This is a genomic window from Rhizobium sp. AC27/96 (assembly GCF_001692325.1).
Lineage (GTDB): Bacteria > Pseudomonadota > Alphaproteobacteria > Rhizobiales > Rhizobiaceae > Rhizobium.
On record NZ_LXKN01000009.1, the window covers coordinates 64,806 to 82,085 of the forward strand.

13 protein-coding genes and 1 riboswitch are annotated in these 17,280 nt (G+C 62.5%); of the genes, 5 read left to right on the forward strand and 8 right to left on the reverse strand.

Annotated features, from left to right (window positions below; all coding sequences use genetic code 11):
* Positions 1 to 84: 84 nt before the first annotated feature.
* The 4 genes from A6U86_RS09925 to A6U86_RS09940 form a co-directional block, all read right to left on the reverse strand.
* Positions 85 to 813, reverse strand: coding sequence for an ATP-binding cassette domain-containing protein (locus A6U86_RS09925; RefSeq protein ID WP_068389892.1), 729 nt, complete (start codon positions 811 to 813; stop codon positions 85 to 87).
* Positions 806 to 2,443, reverse strand: a complete 1,638-nt coding sequence (gene thiP, locus A6U86_RS09930; RefSeq protein WP_068389897.1) for a thiamine/thiamine pyrophosphate ABC transporter permease ThiP — start codon at positions 2,441 to 2,443, stop codon at positions 806 to 808. The genes A6U86_RS09925 and thiP overlap by 8 nt, the downstream gene beginning before the upstream one ends.
* Positions 2,444 to 2,453: 10 nt before the next feature.
* Entirely contained in the window at positions 2,454 to 3,446 is a 993-nt protein-coding gene (gene thiB / locus A6U86_RS09935; RefSeq protein ID WP_244509863.1) for a thiamine ABC transporter substrate binding subunit, read from the reverse strand.
* Between the two features lie 85 nt (positions 3,447 to 3,531).
* Positions 3,532 to 3,648, reverse strand: a riboswitch (TPP riboswitch).
* 70 nt (positions 3,649 to 3,718) lie between these two features.
* On the reverse strand, positions 3,719 to 5,254 hold the full coding sequence (locus A6U86_RS09940; RefSeq protein ID WP_068389900.1) for an MDR family MFS transporter: 1,536 nt from the start codon (positions 5,252 to 5,254) through the stop codon (positions 3,719 to 3,721).
* Between the two features lie 166 nt (positions 5,255 to 5,420).
* Between A6U86_RS09940 and A6U86_RS09945 the strand changes: the two genes are divergently transcribed.
* The 5 genes from A6U86_RS09945 to A6U86_RS09965 all read left to right on the forward strand — a co-directional run bounded on the left by A6U86_RS09945 (position 5,421) and on the right by A6U86_RS09965 (position 13,163).
* The gene (locus tag A6U86_RS09945) at positions 5,421 to 5,948 is read left to right on the forward strand and encodes a MarR family winged helix-turn-helix transcriptional regulator (RefSeq protein WP_068389902.1); all 528 of its coding nucleotides are present in this window, start codon (positions 5,421 to 5,423) and stop codon (positions 5,946 to 5,948) included.
* Between the two features lie 73 nt (positions 5,949 to 6,021).
* Entirely contained in the window at positions 6,022 to 6,675 is a 654-nt protein-coding gene (locus A6U86_RS09950; RefSeq protein WP_068389905.1) for a thiamine diphosphokinase, read from the forward strand.
* A gap of 2 nt (positions 6,676 to 6,677) precedes the next feature.
* Entirely contained in the window at positions 6,678 to 8,507 is a 1,830-nt protein-coding gene (locus A6U86_RS09955) for an ABC-F family ATP-binding cassette domain-containing protein (protein ID WP_068389908.1), read from the forward strand.
* 313 nt (positions 8,508 to 8,820) lie between these two features.
* A complete protein-coding gene (locus A6U86_RS09960; protein WP_068389912.1) occupies positions 8,821 to 10,002 on the forward strand; it encodes an efflux RND transporter periplasmic adaptor subunit in 1,182 nt (393 codons plus the stop codon).
* Positions 9,999 to 13,163, forward strand: coding sequence for an efflux RND transporter permease subunit (locus A6U86_RS09965; protein WP_068389915.1), 3,165 nt, complete (start codon positions 9,999 to 10,001; stop codon positions 13,161 to 13,163). Before A6U86_RS09960 ends, A6U86_RS09965 begins: the two co-directional genes overlap by 4 nt.
* Before the next feature lie 323 nt (positions 13,164 to 13,486).
* On the opposite strand, the gene A6U86_RS09970 is transcribed toward A6U86_RS09965, so the two are convergent.
* From A6U86_RS09970 to A6U86_RS09985, 4 genes are read right to left on the reverse strand one after another with little or no spacing between them, the layout of a single operon-like run.
* On the reverse strand, positions 13,487 to 14,215 hold the full coding sequence (locus A6U86_RS09970) for an SIS domain-containing protein (RefSeq protein ID WP_068390129.1): 729 nt from the start codon (positions 14,213 to 14,215) through the stop codon (positions 13,487 to 13,489).
* A gap of 29 nt (positions 14,216 to 14,244) precedes the next feature.
* Positions 14,245 to 15,402 carry an N-acetylglucosamine-6-phosphate deacetylase gene (gene nagA, locus A6U86_RS09975; RefSeq protein ID WP_068389917.1) on the reverse strand — a complete coding sequence of 386 codons (1,158 nt, stop codon included), beginning with the start codon at positions 15,400 to 15,402 and terminating at the stop codon, positions 14,245 to 14,247.
* Positions 15,402 to 16,433: an SIS domain-containing protein gene (locus A6U86_RS09980; protein ID WP_068389920.1), complete on the reverse strand. Its 1,032-nt coding sequence runs from the start codon at positions 16,431 to 16,433 to the stop codon at positions 15,402 to 15,404. The genes nagA and A6U86_RS09980 overlap by 1 nt, the downstream gene beginning before the upstream one ends.
* The gene (locus A6U86_RS09985; protein WP_068390132.1) at positions 16,430 to 17,203 is read right to left on the reverse strand and encodes a GntR family transcriptional regulator; all 774 of its coding nucleotides are present in this window, start codon (positions 17,201 to 17,203) and stop codon (positions 16,430 to 16,432) included. Before A6U86_RS09985 ends, A6U86_RS09980 begins: the two co-directional genes overlap by 4 nt.
* Between the last annotated feature and the right edge of the window lie 77 nt (positions 17,204 to 17,280).

Consider the following 17,280-nt stretch of genomic DNA (forward strand, 5'->3'; position numbering starts at 1 on the left):
ATTTTAGCAAGCATTTCAGAGGAGTTTCAGCCGTTCGGCACGACGAAATTAAGGCAAAGCCGGCAGCAAGATGCTGCGTCGCACTCAGTGTTGTAAAAATGTGGCCAGTGCGGGAATGCCGGTCGTTTGCAGAAAGGCGTCGATCGGAGCGGAGAGTGCTATTTTGCCGCCGTCGATGAAGACGGCATGGTCAGCAAGGCGTCTGACTTCCGCCGGATCATGCGAGACGATGAGGAGCGTGTTGCCGGTTTCCCGGTGAAGGGTCTTCAGCAATTCGACCATTCCGGAGCGCAGGCCGGGATCGAGCGCTGCAAAGGGCTCGTCCAGCAGCAGAATCGGCTTGTCGCGCACCAGCGCTCTCGCGAAGGCAGCGCGCTGTCGTTCTCCGCCGGACAGCGTGCCCGGCTTTCTCTTCTCGAAACCGGGGAGCCCGACACGTGCCAGCGCCTCGGAGACCCTCTGCCGGTCTTGTGCCGAGAGCCTCAAGGAAGGGCTGATGCCAAGGCCGACATTGGTGAAGAGGTCGAGATGGGCGAAGAGATTGTTGTCCTGGAAGACAAGCGACACAGGCCGCTCTGCGGGATGCTTGCCGGTGACGTCCTGTCCGGCAAGCAGGATGCGGCCGCGATCGGGCTTTTCGAAGCCGGCCAGCAGATTGAGGAAGGTCGACTTGCCCGAGCCGGAGGGACCTGCGACGGCGATGATCCTGCCTTGCGGCAACGCGCAATCGAAGTGGAAATCATGCGTGCCGAGGCGCAGTTCGACGCCGGTCATGGCGATGCTGCCTTCGATCATGTTGCTGCCGTCAGTCATTGTGCCTGCTTTCGCCGTCGCGGGTGCCTTGGCCCACCGTGCCGGCGATGGTGAGGAGAAGGCATACCACGCCGAGTATCAAGGCATATCCATCGGCATCGTTGGTGCGGTAGCTTCCGAGCTTGCTGTAGACGAGCCAGGGCAGAGTCATCAGGCTGCTGGAGCCGAAAAGGGCGACGGCGCCGAGATCGCCGAGCGACAGGGCCATGGCGAAGGAGAGCGCGGTGAAGAGCGGCTTGCGAAGGCCCGGCCAATCGATCAGGCGAAGGCGGGAGATCCCATGAAGGCCGAGGCTTGCCGCCAGCCGTTCGGTGCGGCGGCGGTGGATGACATAGGCCGGCTCCAGCACGCGAATGACGAAGGGTAGCGCCATCAGCGCGTTGATGGCCACGATTAGGAGGGCGGCGAAGCGGCTGGGGTCGCAGAAGGGCCGGAGCGCAAGGAACCAGCCGGTTGCCAGCACTATCGGCGGGACAAGCAGGATGAGGGAGGAGCTTGCGCTCAACGCGATCGACAAGCCGCGCAGGCCGAGGGTCTTGCTGCGTTCCGCCGATATCACCGATCGGGCGCGAATGATCGCAAAGGAAATCAGGACGGCCAGAAGACCGGCGGCGAGTGCGATGAGGAGGCTTGTTATCGCCGCCTGCAGGAAGATCGGCTGGCCGGCGAGCTTCAGAAGGTTTGCCTCTAGGCCCGTCACGACGACGGAGGCGAGAGGCAGGCCGAGAAAGATTGCCGCAGCCAACAGCAGAGCGGCATCGACCCAGCGAGCCGCCGGCACTTGACCATCGATGCGCCGCAGGGCGCGGCCGCTCGTCAGCCCATGATCGTCAGGCGCACGAAACAGTGTCATCGCGCCAAGCACGATGAGGGTGATGACGATCTGTAGCAGTGACAGCATCACGGCGCGGCCGGGATCGAAATCGAAGCGGAGCGCTTGGTAGATCGCCACTTCCAGCGTCGTTGCGGCCGGGCCGCCGCCAAGGATCAGCACCAGCGTGAAGCTGGTGGCGCAGAGCATGAAGATCAGGCCCGCGATGCCGGGGATGAGACCGCGCAGAACAGGCCATTCGATGAAGCGGAAGATCGAGGCAGGTCGCATGCCAAGCCCGCCGCCCACGAGCCAGTATTCTGCCGGAACGCGCTCCAGCCCGGCCAGCATCAGCCGGCAGGCGAGCGGCATATTGAAGAAGACATGCGCCAGCAGGATGCCGGCAAGGCCGTAGATGCTGACAGGCTGCGACAGGCCGAGGGCCGCAAGCGCCTGATTGAGCAGGCCCTGGCGCCCCCATATGCCGAGAAGGCCGAGCGCGCCGATCAGGACGGGCAGGCCCATCGGCACTGCCATCAGCCGGATCAGCCACAGCCGGCCGGGAAAGCGTGGTTGGCGTGCCAAAGCGCGGGCAATGGGGATGGCAAAAAGGATGGAGAGCAGCGTCGACAAGATCGCCTGCAGCAGGGTGAAGCGCAGCACGCGCAGCAGATAGGGATCGGCGAGCGTGGTGTCGCCACCGGACTCGATGCCGGCGGCAAGCAGGATGGCGACGGCGATCGCGACAAAAAGCGCGATGCCGGCGAGGCTGAATGCCCCGCCGGAAATGGCACGTCTTCTTTCGGATGCCGTCAGCATGGGTGAGAGATCAGTTGGCGCTGGTGGCGGTCAGCCACTCGTCGATCCAGGCCTTGCGGTTCTTCTCGACAACATCCGGGCTCATCAGGAAGGTCTTCGTCGGCACCACCAGCTTGCCGAAGGCGTCCGGCAGCGGCGTTGAGGTGGCGGCGGCCGGCATCATCCAGTTGCTGGTGGGGATGATGTCCTGGAAGCCTGTGGAGACCATGAACTTCAGGAAGTCGCGGGCAAGGTCCTTATTCGGCGACGCTTTGACGAGGCCGGCAACTTCGATCTGGATGTAATGCCCTTCGGAGAAGGCGGCCGCCTGATAGCGTTCCGTCTTGTCCTCGATCATGTGATAGGCCGGCGAGGTCGTGTAGGACAGCACCATCGGCGCTTCGCCCTTAGTGAAGAGGTCATAGGCTTCCGACCAGCCGGGCGTGACGGTCAGGATACGGCCCTTGAGCTTGGTCCATGCGTCGGCTGATTTATCACCGTAGATCGACTTGACCCAGAGCAGCAGGCCGAGGCCCGGCGTCGAGGTGCGTGGGTCTTCGATGACGATCTTCTGCGAGGGATCGCTCTCGACGAGATCCTTCATGCTCTTAGGCGGATTCTTGACCGTCTGGGTGTCGTAGATCACGGCGAAATGGCCGTAGTCATAGGGCACGAAGACATCATCCTTGAAATCGCCGGGAACCTTGAGCGCCGATGTGTCGACGCCACTGGCATCGAACAGGCCGGTATCCTTGGCTTCGTCGACCAGGTTGGTGTCGAGGCCAAGAACCACATCGGCCTTGGTGCCGGCGCCTTCGAGCTTCAGGCGGGAGAGCAGCGCCACGCCATCAGTGACACTCACGTAATTGACGGTGCAGCCGCATGTCTTTTCGAAAGCGGCCTTGACCTTGGGGCCTGGACCCCAATCGGCGGTGAAGCTTTCATAGGTGTAGATGGTCAGCGTCTTGTCGGCCGCTGCGGCGGGCTGCGTGGAAAGAAATGCCGTGCCGGCGGCAAAGGCCAGGCCGGTGAACAGTGATAATAGTGAACGGTCGAGCAACAGAGCGCCTCCTTTTGGTTTCGTCTTCAAGGGGAAAAGGGCGCTATGATTTCGTCACGCGTCTAATCCCTCCGCCGGTGTTAGCCGGATCAGGTTCCGCGGGTTGGCTGGTGAAAGCCTCTCAGCCAGATGTCCGAAAGGACATAAGGCACCCCGTTAGAGCGTCGGCAGATTTAGCCTTGTGACGAAGGGATGACAAGGGGAATGATTCCCCTGTCGATTGCAGGCTGCGCGATCTATTCGGCAGCTTCGGCGCTGACAGTGCTTTCGAATTTCTTGGTAGCGCCGGGCAGTTGCACGTTCTTCAGCGTCAGCGATGTCAGGAGACCGAGCAGGCAAATGCCGGCGGCCGTCATGAACAGCGGGCTAAAGGCACCTGCATAGGCATTGGCGACGGCCTCTCGCGTGGCTTCCGGCAGGGCAGCCATCATCTTCGGCGTCAGTTCCTCGATGTCGGAAACACCCGCAATCGAGACGCCGACATTGCCAAGCTTGGCCGCGATGATGGCGCCATAGATGGATATGGCGATCGAGGCGCCGCCCATGCGCGACAGCGTGACGGCACCGGTGGCGGCACCAATATCGCGGGCGCCGGCGGCGTTCTGCACCCCGATGACGGGCACCTGCTGGGCAAGGCCGATGCCGATGCCGTGCAGCAGCATCAGACCGCCGATGAGGGCGATGGGTGTGCCGGCATGGACGAAGGCGAGCGAGGCGAATGCAATGGTGCTGCAGGCGGCGCTGGCAATGGCGAAGGGCTTGTAGCGGCCCGTTGCCGCGATGAGCCTGCCGGCGGAAAGTGAGCCGCAGACGAGGCCGCCGGTCAAAAGGATGAAAAGCAGGCCGGCCACTGAGGGCGACAGGCCCGTCGTCGTCTGCAGGAAGAGCGCGAAGTAATTGACCATGCCGATGGCAACGGCACCGCTGGTGATCGAGATGATCAGGAGCAGGCCGAATGTCGGATTGCGGAAGAGCGTCATCGGCACGATGGGCTCGGGCGCGCGGCGTTCGATGAAGACCCAGGTGATGGCGCAGATAATGCCGAAGGCGATGATGCCGAGACATTCAGGCGACAGCAGCGATCCGAAGAGTTCGGTGCCATCCGCGGCAAGCACGATGCTTGTCGTCGTCAGCGCTAGGACCAGCGCACCGGCATAATCGATCTTCGGCCGGCGGCTCGGCTTGCGATAGGGCAGCATGGTGGCGAGACCAGCCAGCACGACGAAGCCGATGGGAACATTGACAAGGAAAATCGAACGCCAGCCGAACAGATCGCTCATCGTGCCGCCGAGAACCGGGCCGATGGCGCCTGAAGCCATCAGCACGAGGCTTGAATAGCTCTGGTAGCGTGCGCGCTCGCGCGGCTCGAAGATGTCGGCGTTAACAGCGAAGATCGACACGAGAATACCGCCGCCGCCAAGGCCCTGCAGCACACGGGCGGCGATCAAGGTATTCATCGACACGGCAAGGCCGCAGACGGCGGAGCCCATTGTGAAGATCGCAATGGCCGTCATCATTACATATTTGCGGCCGAAGAGATCGCCGAGCTTGCCGTAAACAGGCATGACGGCGGAAAGCGAGAGAAGATAGGCCGAACCGATCCAGCCGAAACGCTCGAGGTGCCCGAACTCGCCGACGATGGTCGGGAGCGCCGTCGATACGATCTGGTTATCCAGTGTTGCCATGAACATGGCAGTCATCAGAAACAGGAAAAGGATAAGCCGGCGCCTGGGATCAGTCACGAGCGGCGCGAACGTTGTCTGCATGTCCATGGAACAAGATATCCGAGCTTGTCCGAAACGCTGCGCAGTCGAACGAGTGCGCGGGTCGCCCCGGTTTCATATGGGGAACATATGTGCTATTAGCATATAATTGTCAATGACAGGTGAATGCTGTTTGCATGTTTTATTTCTTTTCCGCCTCTGATATGGTGGAAAGATGACATCTGCGACGAATACACGTGAAGTTGAAGCCCAGCCGCTGACCGAAGACGAGGATCTCCTGCTGATCGGTCAGGCGATGACGCGCATGCGCCTGCTGACCGGCCGCCGCATGATCGGCAGGCTCGCCATTCAGAACGTTGCTCCAGGGCTCGAGCTTTCGCATCTTGACGTGCTCGACGTCGTGAGACGGGCTGAAGCTACCGGCGAAGTGACGGTCGGCACGATTGCGGAGATATTGCGTATCGATCCGTCGCGGGCGAGCCGCATCGTTGCCGACATGGTGGCGCGCGGCGTGTTGCGGCGAAAGGCATCCCAGGCCGATGCGCGGCGCATCGTCGTGGTGCTCACCGCGCTCGGGCAGCGGTTGTTGTCGGAAATCCAGGCACAAAAACACTCCGTCATCGGCAGTATCTTTGTAGACTGGTCGCGCGAGGACATTGCGAGTTTCTCGGTGCTGTTCGATCGCTATGTCACAGGCTATGAAGGTGTTATCCAGGCCCGCATCACGGAAACGACCGACTGAGCGGCCCGCACGGGTGGTTCTTGCGGCCGGCGCTCTTCCCTAGGGACATGACTTTGCGCTATGGGCTTGGCGCATGAGCCAGTCCACCACCTTCACCATCCTGCTCGGCGGCGAGCTTCGCCTGACGGACCGACTGCGCGCCGCCGTTTCCGGTAGCCGTTTCATCGCGGCCGATGGCGGCATGCGCCATGCCTTGGCGCTCGGTGTCGAACCCGAACTGTGGGTGGGTGATTTCGACTCGACGCCTGCCGATCTTCTGGCGGCCTTTCCCGGCGTGCCGAAGCAGCCCTATCCGGCCGCCAAGGCCGCAACCGATGGCGAGATTGCCGTATCGGAGGCGATCGATCGCGGTGCCGTCAGGCTGATCCTGGCAGGCGCCATGGGCGGCGAGCGCTCGGATCATGCCATCCAGCATCTGCTCTACGGCGTTCGCCTTGCCGAACAGGGCCTTGATGTGCTGCTGACATCAGGCGATGAGGAGGCGGTTCCGCTTCTGCCCGGGCAGATGGAAATCGCGCTGCCACAAGGCTCGCTGTTTTCGGTGCTCGGCTTCAGCGACCTGACGGGCCTTTTCATCGAGAATGCCCGTTATCCCTTGCGCGACTTCCACCTGCCATTCGGCGCGTCGCGCACCATTTCCAATGTGGCGGAAGGTGCTGTGCGCTTTTCGCTCGGCAGCGGCAGGGCGATCGTTCTTGCCCGCCCTTATGATCTTACCGGAGTCTGATCTTGGCCCCTCCCATTCTGAAACTCGACAATATCTTCCTGAGCTTTGGCGGTGCGCCCCTTCTGGCCGGCGCCGCGCTGCAGGTGGAGCCGGGTGACAAGATCTGCCTGGTCGGCCGCAATGGTTCCGGCAAGTCGACGCTGCTGAAAATCGCCGCCGGCATGGTTGAAGCGCAGTCGGGCGAGGTATTCCGCCATCCGTCGTCAACCGTGCGCTATCTCGAACAGGCGCCGGATTTCGCCGGTTACAAGACCGTGGCCGCCTATGCGGAAGCCGGTCTCGGTCCCGGTGACGATCCCTATCGTGTCACGTATCTGCTCTCGCATCTCGGCCTGACCGGCGAGGAAGATCCGAACAATCTTTCGGGCGGCGAGGCCCGCCGCGCGGCTCTGGCTCGCGTTCTGGCGCCGGAGCCGGATATCCTGCTGCTCGACGAACCGACGAACCATCTGGACTTGCCGACCATCGAATGGCTGGAAGGCGAATTGCAGAAGAGCCGCAGCGCCCTCGTGCTGATCTCGCACGACCGTCGCTTCCTCGAAAAGGTTTCGACCGCCACGGTCTGGCTCGACCGCGGCACCTCGCGCCGGCTGGACCGGGGCTTTGCCCATTTCGAGGCATGGCGCGACCAGGTGCTGGAAGCCGAGGAGCTGGAACAGCACAAGCTCGGCAAGCAGATCGAGCGTGAGGAGCACTGGCTGCGCTATGGCGTGACCGCGCGGCGCAAGCGCAATATGCGCCGCCTTGGTGAATTGCAGGACATGCGCTCGCGCCATCGCGGCCATAAAGGCGCTCTCGGCACCGTGCAAGCGGCTGCGTCCGATGCGCAGGAAAGCGGCAAGCTGGTGATCGAGGCAGACAAGATCACCAAGACCTATGGCGACAGGGTGATCGTCTCGCCGTTTTCGATCCGCGTCCATCGCGGCGATTGCATCGGCCTCGTCGGCCCGAACGGTGCCGGCAAGACAACGCTTCTGAAGATGCTGACCGGCCAGCTCGCGCCCGATAGCGGCACGGTGAAACTCGGCACCAATCTGGAGATCGCCACCCTCGACCAGAAGCGCGAGGAGCTGAACCCGGAAGATACGCTCGCTAACTACCTGACCGACGGTCGCGGCGAGAACCTGCTCGTCAATGGCGAGCAGCGGCATGTGACGGGCTACATGAAGGAGTTCCTGTTCCAGCCGGAACAGGCCCGCACGCCGATCAGGAACCTCTCCGGCGGCGAGCGCGCCCGGTTGATGCTGGCGCGCATCCTGTCGCGGCCGACGAACCTGCTCATTCTCGACGAACCGACGAACGATCTCGACATCGAGACGCTTGATCTCCTGCAGGAAATTGTCGCCGGCTTTTCCGGCACCGTCATTCTCGTCAGCCACGACCGTGACTTTCTCGACCGCACAGTGACCTCGACGATCGCGCCTGCCAATCCGGAAGAGCCCGATGGCCGCTGGATCGAATATGCCGGCGGCTATTCCGACATGCTCACCCAGCGCAAGGGTGCGATGGAAGAGCGCAAACGCGCGGAAAAGGCTGCGGAAAAGCCGAAGGCGGCCGAAGCCGGGGCATCCGCCACCGATGCTTCGAAGGGCAAGGCCAAGCTTTCCTACAAGCAGAAATTCGCGCTGGAGAACCTGCCGAAAGATATGGCCAAGGCGGAGGCAGAGATCGCCGCCCGCGAGAAGAAAATGGCCGATCCGAACCTGTTCACCAAGGATCCTGCGACGTTCAATCGTCTTGCGGCCGAGATGGAAAAGCTGCGTGAAGGCCTGACCAGGATGGAAGAGGAATGGCTGGAGCTCGAAATGCTGCGTGAGGAGCTGGAGAGCTGAGGCTCGGATCTCCTCATCCTATGCGCGTCTATCTATGTGAGAAAAAACAAACGGTTGCGCTGTACCGCTATCGCCTCATTCCCTGTTGTCGAATCCGATAAACCGTTTATACATTAACCCATGTTGCCGGACCATGAGCCGGTTGATACCCCCGGGCCACCGCGGCCCGTGGCGCAGGTTGGGGAAGTCCGAAGAGACCTGATTGGATTTCGCCTGATGGCGACGGGTCCTTCGCAGAAAGTAACAAGCAAATTTCGTGATCGCTTAACGCGGCGGCGCTCCTTGCTGTCCGCGGTTTTCCGAGGGGGCCTTCATGCCGGTGCTGCCGCGTTCCATTTTGTTCAGCTGTGTTCTCGCCGTTATTTCAGGTGCCCAGGCGCTAGCGCAAAGCGCGCCGCCGGCTGCGCCCGTGACGGTCGCCAAGCCCGTCGTTCGCGACGTCATCGATAGCGACGAATTCATCGGGCGCTTCCAGGCGGTCGATGAGGTCTCGGTACGGTCGCGGGTCGGCGGCTATCTGCAGGAGGTGCATTTCAAGGACGGCACCATGGTCAAGCAGGGCGACCTGCTTTTTGTCATCGACCAGCGGCCATTCATCACCACGCTGAACGAGTCGACGGCTTCGCTCGAAGTGGCGAAATCGTCGCTGACGCTCGCCGACGCGCAATTCAAGCGGACGGAATCCCTGTCGACCACGGGCAGCCAGTCGGCCTCGACGCTCGATGACCGCCGCCGCGACCTCCTGTCCGCCCAGGCGAACGTGCGCGGCGCGCAGGCGGCCGTGGATCGTGCCAATCTCGATATGGATTTCACCAAGATCACCGCGCCGCTCAGCGGCCGGATCGACCGGCGTCTGATCTCGGTCGGCAATCTCGTGCAGGCCGACCAGACGATCCTCACGACCATCGTGTCCCTCGATCCGATCGATTTCTATTTCGACGTCGATGAACGCCGGCTGCTTTCTTATGCCGATCAGGCCCGCAAGAACGGCAGCGCCCTGCAGCAGGGCGGCGGCGGTCTCGATGTCACGGTGACGATCGCCGATTCCAAGCAGAAGCCCTTCAAGGGCAAGCTCGACTTCGCTGAAAACCGCGTCGACAATCAGACGGGCACGATCCGTGTCCGCGCCACCTTCCCGAACCCCAATCTCATTCTCCAGCCCGGCCTGTTCGGGCGCGTCCAGGTGCAGGGGTCCAACAGCTACAAGGCGATCCTGGTGCCTGACGAAGCCATCGGCTCGGATCAGAACCAGCGCGTGGTCTATACCGTCGACACGGCCGGCAATGTGACGCCGAAATCCGTGCGGCTGGGACCGAAACTCTATGGCTATCGCGTTATCCGCGACGGCATGACCGGTGACGAGACCATCATCGTCAACGGGCTGATCCGTGTTCGGCCTGGTGTCAAGGTTGCGCCTCAGCTGATCCAGCTGCCGCAGGAAGCGACGAGCGACGAGCCGCCTGCGCAGGCGGATGCACAGGGGACCGACCAATGAGGTTTTCCCATTTTTTCGTCGACCGGCCGATTTTCGCGTCGGTTCTTTCCATCGTGCTGCTGATTGTCGGCAGCATTGCCTATTTCCAGCTTCCGGTGGCGCAATATCCCGAGGTCGCGCCGCCGACGATCGTCGTGCGCACCTCCTATCCGGGCGCCGATTCCCAAACGATTGCCGATACGGTGGCAACGCCGATCGAGCAGGAGGTCAATGGCGTCGAGGACATGCTCTACATGTCCTCCTATTCCAGCGCCGATGGCTCGATGGCGCTGACCATCACCTTCAAGCTCGGCACCGATCTCGACAAGGCACAGGTGCTGGTGCAGAACCGCGTCGCCATCGCCGAACCGCGACTGCCTGACGATGTCCGCCGCATCGGCATCACCACGGTCAAGAGCTCGCCCGACCTGATGATGGTCGTGCATCTCCTGTCGCCCAACAATCGCTACGACCAGCTCTATATCTCCAATTATGCCCGCACGCGCATCCGCGACCTGCTCGTCCGTCTCGACGGCGTCGGCGATGTGCAGCTCTTCGGCGAGCGGCAATATTCGCTGCGTATCTGGCTCGATCCGGAAAAGCTTGCCGCCTATGGCATGACCGCAGGCGATATCGTCCAGGCTCTGCGGGACCAGAACGTGCAGGTTTCGGGCGGTTCGATCGGCGGGCCGCCGGTTTCGGGCACGAACGCCTTTCAATATACGGTGACGACGCAAGGGCGCTTTTCCGATGCCCGGCAATTCCGCTACGTCATCGTCAAGGCGACGGATAGCGGCCGCCTCGTGCAGTTGCAGGACGTGGCCCGCATCGAGCTCGGCGCGCAGGACTATGTCACCAACAGCTATCTGAACGGCAATCCCGCCGTGGCGCTCGGCATCTTTGCCCGCCCCGGCACCAATGCGCTCAATGCCGCCGCCGATATCCAGAAGACGATGCAGAGCCTGGCGCAGGATTTCCCGCAAGGGCTCGAATATCGCATCGTCTACAACCCGACCGAATTCATCGCGGAATCGATCGATGAGGTCTACAAGACGATCTTCGAAGCGGCCGTGCTGGTCGCCATCGTCGTGCTGGTCTTCCTGCAATCCTGGCGGACGGCGATCATTCCGATCATCGCCATTCCGGTATCGCTGATCGGCACCTTCGCCTTCCTGCTCGCCTTCGGCTTCTCGCTGAACATGCTGACGCTATTCGGCCTGGTGCTTGCCATCGGTATCGTTGTCGACGACGCGATCGTCGTGGTCGAGAATGTCGAGCGAAATCTGGCGCTGGGGATGACGCCGAAGGAGGCGTCGCATGTGACGATGAACGAGGTCGGCACCGCGGTTCTGGCGATTTCGCTTGTCCTGATCGCGGTCTTCCTGCCGACCGCCTTCATTCCGGGCATAACCGGACAGTTCTACCGGCAGTTCGCGGTGACCATCTCCATCGCGACGGCGATTTCCTGCCTGAACTCGCTAACGCTCTCGCCGGCAATCGCCGCCATCGTGCTGCGTCCGCATGATCACAAGAAATCCAACAATATTGCCTCGCGTTTCGGCCGCGCTCTTGGCGACGGTTTCAACCGGGGCTTTGAGTCGATGAGCCGGGGCTATTCCTGGATCATCCGTCATCTGGTGACGACCTGGGTCGCGCTTGGCTGTGCCCTTCTGGTCTTTGTCGGGCTGCTCGGTGCGACATATTACATGGGCAGGATCGTGCCGCAGGGCTTCGTTCCCACCATGGACCAGGGCTACGCCATCGTCGTCGTGCAATTGCCCGATGGCGCTTCGCTCGCGCGCACCAACGCCGTCATCGAGAAGGCGACGGCGATCATCAACAAGACGCCCGGCGTGGAAAATGCAGTCGCCTTCGCCGGCTTCAATGGTGCGACTTTCACCAATGCCTCGAATTCCGGCGTCATCTTCACGCCCTTCAAACCCTTCGAGGAGAGATTGAAGAGCGGTGAAAGCGCCATGAAGATCATCGGCCAGCTCTATGGCAGCCTCCAGGGTATCCAGGAGGCCTTCATCATCGCCATTCCGCCGCCCTCGATCCGCGGCGTCGGCAATTCCGGCGGCTTCAAGATGCAGATCATGGACCGGGAAAATCCGGACATGCGCCGTATCCTGCCGCTGGCCTATCAGATGATGGGTGCTGCCGCGCAGAATAAGGGCGTCAGCGGCGTCTTCACCACCTTCTCGGCCAATAGCCCGCAATATTTCCTGGCGATCGACCGCGACAAGGCGCGGGCGCTGAATGTGCCGATCCCGAACATCTTCGAGACGCTGTCGATCAACCTCGGCACATCCTACGTCAACGACTTCAACGCCTTCGGCCGCGTCTACCAGGTGCGTGCGCAGGCCGACCAGCAATATCGCATGGACCGCGAAGATATTCTGGCGCTGAAGGTTCGCTCAGCGACCGGCGCTCTCGTGCCGCTCGGAACGCTGGTCGATATCCGGGATACGACGGGGCCGGCGCTCGTGCAGCGCTACAACATGTATGTCTCGGTTCCCATCCAGGGTAATCCGGGGCCAGGCGTTTCCACGGGCAGCGCGCTCGACACCATGGAAGGGCTGGCAAAGAACCTGTTGCCGGCGGGCACGACCTTCGAATGGACAGAGCTCGCCTATCAGGAAAGGAACACCGGCAATACGGCGGTTTATATCTTCGCCCTGTCGGTCATCTTCGTCTTCCTGGCGCTTGCGGCCCAGTATGAAAGCTGGACCCTGCCTCTCGCCATCATCCTGATCGTGCCGCTGGCGGTGCTCGCTGCCTTGATCGGGGTGCATCTCAGGGGCATGGACAACAATATCCTGACGCAGATCGGTCTGATCGTGCTGATTGGCCTTGCGGCCAAGAACGCGATCCTGATCGTCGAGTTCGCCCGTCAGGCGCAGCTGGAAGGAAAGAGTGCGGTGGAGGCGGCGATCGAGGCCAGTCATCTGCGTCTGCGCCCAATCCTGATGACGGCCTTCGCCTTCATCTTCGGCGTCGTGCCGCTGATGATCGCGACCGGACCGGGTGCGGAAATGCGCCAGTCGCTCGGCACGGCCGTGTTCTCAGGCATGCTCGGCGTGACGCTGTTCGGCCTGTTCCTGACGCCGGTGTTCTACGTCGTGCTGCGCCGTGGGCACAAGCAGGTGGAGGCGACCAAGGATGAAGCAGAGGCAGCTTGAGGCATTCTAGGCGGCTTCAACTCCTCTGCAGAAGCACGCGGCAGACATGAAACCTATCTCGCCCCTGGCGGGCGAGAAAGCAATTTCATTGGTTTAGGAATTGCGATACCGGCGAAGCTCCATATCCGAACGCTTGACGCAATTTCTAAGCCATTGAAATTGCAAGAGAGGGGGTCTGTTTCTTGTTGCTATTGTTTCATAGGCCTATGCGTGCCCCTACCTACCCCCGCTCTGGCAAAAACTAAGGCTTAGACGAGGGACGAGCCCTCGCCTAAACCCAAGTTTTTGCTTTCTCGCCCGCCAGGGGCGAGATGGGCTTCTAATCAGAGATGCGGATTGCGCGGGCGGTACTTCTTCACCAGCCGCTGATTGGTCTCCTTGGCGCCCGGCATGTTGGCGCTGAGGTAGACCGGCGGTTCGCCATCTTTGCAAAGCTCGGCAGCGACATCGGCGAAGATGGCGTTCAGTACCGTTGTGCCGATGGCCGTCGATGCCGGGCCGACCTTCAGCTCCGTGCCCGGCAGGTCGATGATGGCGTCGCCCGGCGGCAGGCCGTTGTCCAGCACGATATCGGCGATATCGGCAAGCCTCCGGCGGCCATTGGCAATGACAGCCGAATAGGCGAGCGAGGTGATGGCGATGACGGTGGCGCCGATTTCGCGGCCGAAGTCGGCAGCCTCAATCGGTGCGGCATTGACGCCGGAGTTGGAGGCGATGATCAGCACATCGCCCGGCTGCATGCCGTAACGCTCGAAGACCGGGCGGATGAGGCCCTCCGTGCGCTCATAGACCGAACTGATGACGGCGCCCTCATGCAGCATGGCAGACCCCACAAGCACGGGGATGGTGAAGGCCAGACCACCGGCGCGGTAGTGCACCTCTTCAGCCAGCATGTGCGAATGGCCGGTGCCGAAGACATAGACGCGGCGATCGGCGCGCGCCGCCGTGCAGATGGCGGCTGCGGCCCTGGACATCGGTTCGGCGAGCGTTTCGCGCATGCTTTCCAGCCGACCGATGAGGGCTGAAAAATAGCTGTCAGTGACTGCGGTCATGCCGAGTCTCCTCATTCTCATTCATTATTTCAGGCCGAAGGCTGGCCCGAGATCCACGTTCCGGTGACTTCGATGCCGTCGTCGATGTGAACGAGGTCGGCGCGGGTTCCGGGGGTCAGGTGGCCACGATCCGTCAGGCGCAGGAAGCGGGCGGGATAGGATGTCGCCATGCGCAGGGCTTCCGCCAGCGGCAGCTCAAGGACATTGACGCCGTAGCGGATCGTCGAGGCCATATCGACGTCTGAGCCGGCAAGCGTGCCGTCGTCCAGCGTCAGCTTCGAGCAATAGCCGCCCTTGGTGCGATAGACGGTGCGGCCGTTCAGCGTGAAGCTCGGAAGATCCGTGCCGACGAGCGACATCGCATCTGTGACGAAGAACAGCCGTCCTTCGCCTCGCTTGGCGCGCAGCCCGACGCGCAGCGCGATCGGATCGACATGGTGGCCGTCGGCGATGATGCCGCACCAGGGGGCGGGGTGGTCTATGGCCGCGCCGACGAGGCCCGGCGCACGATGGCCCATCTGGCTCATGGCGTTGAAAAGATGGGTGACGCCGCGGGCGCCGGCATCGAAACGGGCATCCGCTGCTTCCGCTGTGCAATCGCTATGGCCAATGCTGACGATGACGCCACCTTCGGCCAGCGCCTGCACCTGCCGCTCCGTCACCTGCTCGGCCGCCATGGTGACCAGCAGCGTGCCGATCGCCTCACGGGCGCGGATGAAGGTCCTGACGTCGCTGTCCTCGACCGGGCGCATCAACTCGGCCAGATGCGCGCCCTTGCGGGCCGGCGCCAGATGCGGGCCCTCCAGATGCACGCCAGCAACGCCGCGATTGGCCTTCACTGCCTCGATCGCCGCCTCAATCGCCGCCGTGGTTGCGGCCGCGACATCGGTGATCAGCGTCGGCAGCAGCGACGTGGTGCCATAGGGACGATGCCCATCGGCGATCAGATACATGGATTCGGGCGAAGGCTCGTCGTTCAGCATGCGGCCGCCGCCGCCGTTCACCTGCGCATCGATGAAGCCGGGCGACAGGACGCCGCCCTTCAGCTGGATCGTTTCGGCATTGTCAGGCACATCGTTGACGCTGGTGATGGCATGGATGCGGCCGTTGCCGATGACAAGCGCGCTATCCTCATGAAACCGATCACCGTCGAAGATACGGGCGCCGGTAAAGACCTTGTAGTCCATCACATGGTCTCCGTTACCTTGAGAAGGTTAGCCGGCTTGTCCGGGTCGAAGCCCTTGCGGCGTGTCACCGACTCGATGAGGCGATAGTAGCACAGCAGCGATACCAGCGGATCGAGCAGGCCGTTGCCGGTGCTGGGCATGCGCAGGTTGATGCCGGCAAGCGGCGCGGTCGAGAAGGAGACGGCGGTCGCGCCGAGCTTCTGCAGGCGTTCGAGCGCCTGGGCATTGTTGACGAAGGCAGCGTCATCGGGCGAGAAGGCGACGATCGGGAAGCCTGGCTGCACGAGGCGCATCGGGCCATGCATCAGTTCTGCCAGCGAGAAGGCTTCCGCGTGCAGGCCTGCGGTTTCCTTGGCCTTCAGCGCGGCTTCGAGCGCGATGGCGAAAGCCGGGCCGCGGCCGCCGGTATAGAGCGAGGAAGCATTGAAGAGCACGTCCTCGGCGGCCTTGCCATCGATGCCCGAGGTTGCGGCAAGCGCTTCCGGCAGGTTGGCGAGGCCGGCGGCAAGCGCCTTGTCCTGCGAGATCGTTGCCGTGACGCCGGCAAGGGCTGCGACGGAAGCGATGAAGGATTTCGTGGCGGCGACGCTCTGTTCCTTGCCGGCATTGAGGCCGAGCACGATGTCGGCCTCGTTGGCAAGCGGGCTATCGGTGACGTTGACAACGGCGATGGTGGTGGCGCCGCCCTTCTTGGCGGCGGCCTGCAGCGCGATGATGTCGGGGCTGCCGCCGGATTGCGATACCGTGAAGTGAATGCCGCCCTTCAAATGAAGCGGCGCGCCGTAGACCGAGGCGATCGACGGGCCGACCGAGGCGACCGGGATGCCGCAGGAGATCTCGAACAGATATTTGAAGAAGGTGGCGGCATGGTCGGAAGAGCCGCGCGCCGCCGTGGTGATCAGCGACGGACGGCCCGAGGAAAAGAGCTTCGCGATTTCGGCAAACGCGGGCTTTTCCTTTTCAAGCAGCGCCGCAACCACCTCAGGCGATTGGCCGGCTTCCGTCAGCATCAGGGATTGGGTCTCGCTCATAGGTCATCTCCAATTCTCAATTCAGCAACAAAATCATAGGCATCGCCGCGATAATGCGAGCGGGTATATTCAACGACGCGCTGGTCCGCGAGGCGGGAGACGCGCTCGATCAGGAGCGCAGGCGCCCCGGCCTTGACGGTCAGGATCGATGCGGAAGTGGGGTCCAGTGTCACGGCCGTCAGCCTCTGCTGCGCGCGCACGGGCTTGTACCCCCGGGCGGCGAGCGCATCGTAGAGGGAGCCTTCGGATATGGCGTCTTCGCCCAGGAATTTGATGGGAACCACGGCGCGCTCGATGGCAAGCGGCTGGCCATCGGCCAAGCGCAGGCGGTCGAGCCGCAGCACGGGTTCGTCGAGGCCGAGGCCGAGCAGGAAGGATTCTTCCGGCGCCGGCGCGCTGATGGTGCGCGACAAGACGCGGGCTGCCGGCTCGCGACCGCGCGAGCGCATATCGGCGGAGAAGGAGGAGAGGCGCCAGAGCGGCTGTTCGATGCGCTCGACATGCTGCGAGACGAAGGTGCCGCTGCCGTGGCGGGATTCGATGACACCGGAGGCGAGCAGGTCGCGATAGGCGGTGCGCACTGTAACGCGGCCGATTTCCAGTGCTCCGGCGAGATCGCGCTCGCCCGGCAGAGCCGTACCCGGTTTCAGCAGGCCTTCCTGGATGAGGCCCGTCAGCGCCTGCGCCAGACGCTTGTACAGCGGCCCGCTGCCGGTCCCGTCGCCGAGACCGCGGGTGTTCAATTCGGCGATCAAACTGGTTCTATCCATGATGACCATATAGAACCTATTTAGAACCAATTCACAAGGTGAATCTGTCCGTCGGCCTAAAAAGAATCGGCCGGGCG

What these genes read in the sequence shown, in the direction of transcription:
- A6U86_RS09925 (WP_068389892.1), bottom strand. Translation starts at nt 813, where the DNA reads ATGACTGACGGCAGCAACATGATCGAAGGCAGCATCGCCATGACCGGC.
- thiP (WP_068389897.1), bottom strand. Translation starts at nt 2,443, where the DNA reads ATGCTGACGGCATCCGAAAGAAGACGTGCCATTTCCGGCGGGGCATTC.
- A6U86_RS09940 (WP_068389900.1), bottom strand. Translation starts at nt 5,254, where the DNA reads ATGGACATGCAGACAACGTTCGCGCCGCTCGTGACTGATCCCAGGCGC.
- A6U86_RS09945 (WP_068389902.1), top strand. Translation starts at nt 5,421, where the DNA reads ATGACATCTGCGACGAATACACGTGAAGTTGAAGCCCAGCCGCTGACC.
- A6U86_RS09950 (WP_068389905.1), top strand. Translation starts at nt 6,022, where the DNA reads ATGAGCCAGTCCACCACCTTCACCATCCTGCTCGGCGGCGAGCTTCGC.
- A6U86_RS09960 (WP_068389912.1), top strand. Translation starts at nt 8,821, where the DNA reads ATGCCGGTGCTGCCGCGTTCCATTTTGTTCAGCTGTGTTCTCGCCGTT.
- A6U86_RS09965 (WP_068389915.1), top strand. Translation starts at nt 9,999, where the DNA reads ATGAGGTTTTCCCATTTTTTCGTCGACCGGCCGATTTTCGCGTCGGTT.
- A6U86_RS09970 (WP_068390129.1), bottom strand. Translation starts at nt 14,215, where the DNA reads ATGACCGCAGTCACTGACAGCTATTTTTCAGCCCTCATCGGTCGGCTG.
- nagA (WP_068389917.1), bottom strand. Translation starts at nt 15,402, where the DNA reads ATGGACTACAAGGTCTTTACCGGCGCCCGTATCTTCGACGGTGATCGG.
- A6U86_RS09980 (WP_068389920.1), bottom strand. Translation starts at nt 16,433, where the DNA reads ATGAGCGAGACCCAATCCCTGATGCTGACGGAAGCCGGCCAATCGCCT.
- A6U86_RS09985 (WP_068390132.1), bottom strand. Translation starts at nt 17,203, where the DNA reads ATGGATAGAACCAGTTTGATCGCCGAATTGAACACCCGCGGTCTCGGC.